The 2,068-nt window shown below is 60.4% G+C and carries 2 protein-coding genes; both read right to left on the reverse strand.

Annotation, left to right across the window (positions count from 1 at the left end; genetic code table 11):
- Nucleotides 1–110: 110 nt before the first annotated feature.
- Nucleotides 111–1,091, reverse strand: a complete 981-nt coding sequence (locus BO74_RS20935) for a TRAP transporter substrate-binding protein (RefSeq protein ID WP_496445315.1) — start codon at nt 1,089–1,091, stop codon at nt 111–113.
- Between the two features lie 62 nt (nt 1,092–1,153).
- Nucleotides 1,154–1,867 carry a FadR/GntR family transcriptional regulator gene (locus BO74_RS20940; protein ID WP_496445317.1) on the reverse strand — a complete coding sequence of 238 codons (714 nt, stop codon included), beginning with the start codon at nt 1,865–1,867 and terminating at the stop codon, nt 1,154–1,156.
- Nucleotides 1,868–2,068: the final 201 nt, after the last annotated feature.

A 2,068-nucleotide genomic window follows, 5' to 3' on the forward strand; every position in this document is an offset into this window, starting at 1 on the left:
TCCTTCGTTTGACTGGTTGGTGACAACTCCAGTCTGGCACATCGATGCCGGTGGAAGGGAGGAGTCCATCCCATTGGCCTTCGCCGGAATGACGGAGGTGTTCGGGAGGATTACTTCTTCGTCAGCTTTTGCACCAGCGCCTTGTCGTACCAAGGCTGGCCTTCGTACTTGGCGTAGAAGGCGTCGATGTTCTTCATGAAGCTGGCGCGGTCGGGCGTCATGTCGAAGGTGGTGCCGTTGGCCTTCATCGTCTCGATGGCCTTGACGTTGTCGCGCTCGATCTCGTCGAACGACCACGCGGCCATCTTGCGTGCTTCGTCCTTGATCAGCTTCTTCATGTCGTCCGGAACCTTGGCCCAGGCGCGGTCGTTGGCGACCATGGTCAGGCCCATCCACATGTAGTTGATCATCGAGTAGTGCTTCTGCACTTCATAGACCTTGCTGGCGACGGTGTGATACGGCGCGTTGTCCTGCGCGTCGACCACGCCGGTCTTCAGCGCCATGTACAGCTCGGTGATCGGCATCGGCGTGACGATCGCGCCCCACGACTTCCACAGCGCGACGTAGGTGTCGATCTCCGGCACGCGAACCTTCAGGCCCTTGACGTCATCGACCGAATGAATCGCCTTGTTCGACGTGCTGATATGGCGCATGCCGTTGTCGCCGGTGGCCAGATACACCAGATTGAACGACTTGAGCCCGGAAAAGATTTCTTCGCCAACCGGGCCGTTCACCACCTCGAACGCCTGCTTGGCGTTGGTGAACAGGAAGGGCAGGTCGAAGATCTTGGCCTTCGGATAGAAGCTCGAATAGCCGCCGGTACCGGCGAACATGATGTCGATGGTGCCCATGCGCGTCGATTCGATCGCTTCGCGGTCGTTGCCGAGCTGGCCGGAGTGGAACACCTGGATGTTCAGCTTGCCGCCGGTCGCCTTGTTGACGTTCTCGGCGAACAGCGTCAGTGCCTTGGTCGGCACCGCCGTCGGGTTGGTCGGCACGTAGGCCTTGAGGGTCAGGGCCTGTGCGTGGGTCAGCGAGCTTCCCAGGCAGGCGATGGCGGTGAAACAGGCGGCACGAATCAGTTTTTTCATTTGACACTCCTTGTTATCGAACTATCAAAAACGACCATCGCCGCCCCCGTGGGCGGGACGGCTTATTTACCTGCGCCCAGCGAAATATCCTCCAGCGTTTTGAACATGTGATCCTTCATGCAGCGTTGCGCCGCGTTGGCGTCGCGTTTCTGCAGCGCGGCCATGATCTTGCGGTGCGGCGAAACGGCGTTCTTGGCATGCGCCTCGACCTTGAAGCTGGTCGCACGGAATTCCTTGAACGCGGCGGTGACCAGCGCGTTGAGGTGAATCAGCAGCGGGTTGTGCGAAGCCTCGGCGATGGCGGCGTGGAATTTCTCGTCCAGTGCGCCGAGACGTTCGCCGGCCGGAGCGTCGAAGGTCTCGGCGGCGAGCACCGCTTCGAATTCCTCGCGGATGGCGTCGATCGCCGCGATCTCCTCGTCGCTGCCGCGCTCGACGGCTAGCCGGGCAGCCAGCGGCTCCAGCTGCATGCGCACCTCGATGATGTCGGCGACCTCCGTCTTGCGGCTGCCCAGCCACGAGAGCAGGCTGTTGACGGGCGTGTCCAGATTCTTGCGCTTGAGAAAGGCCCCGCGCCCGGGTTCGATCTGCACGTAACCCATCACCTGCAACGCCTTGACCGCCTCGCGCACCGTCGAACGGCCGACGTGCAAGCGTTCGCACAGCACCATTTCGGTCGGCAGCTTGTCGCCTTCCTGAATTTCGTCGGTCTGGAAAAACCGGGTGAGTTCCTTCACCACCAGGTCGGTCTGGGATACGCGGGCAATCGGTTGCATCGGCTAATTTTCTTTGTCGGATTGTAAAATTGTCTGATGTCTGGTTGCGAGAGAATAGCCTTGGTCAATGAAGGAGTCAATCCAAAAGTTGCTGACCGGCCCTTGGTGTTAAGGGTTGTGCGATGCCTGCCCTACCGCGAGGCAGGTTGAGTGGCAACGATTGCCGGCGGGCAGGCGTCGTACAAGCCTCGGGGGAGGAAA

The sequence above is a fragment of the Propionivibrio pelophilus DSM 12018 genome (assembly GCF_059569095.1).

What these genes read in the sequence shown, in the direction of transcription:
- BO74_RS20935 (WP_496445315.1), bottom strand. Translation starts at nt 1,091, where the DNA reads ATGAAAAAACTGATTCGTGCCGCCTGTTTCACCGCCATCGCCTGCCTG.
- BO74_RS20940 (WP_496445317.1), bottom strand. Translation starts at nt 1,867, where the DNA reads ATGCAACCGATTGCCCGCGTATCCCAGACCGACCTGGTGGTGAAGGAA.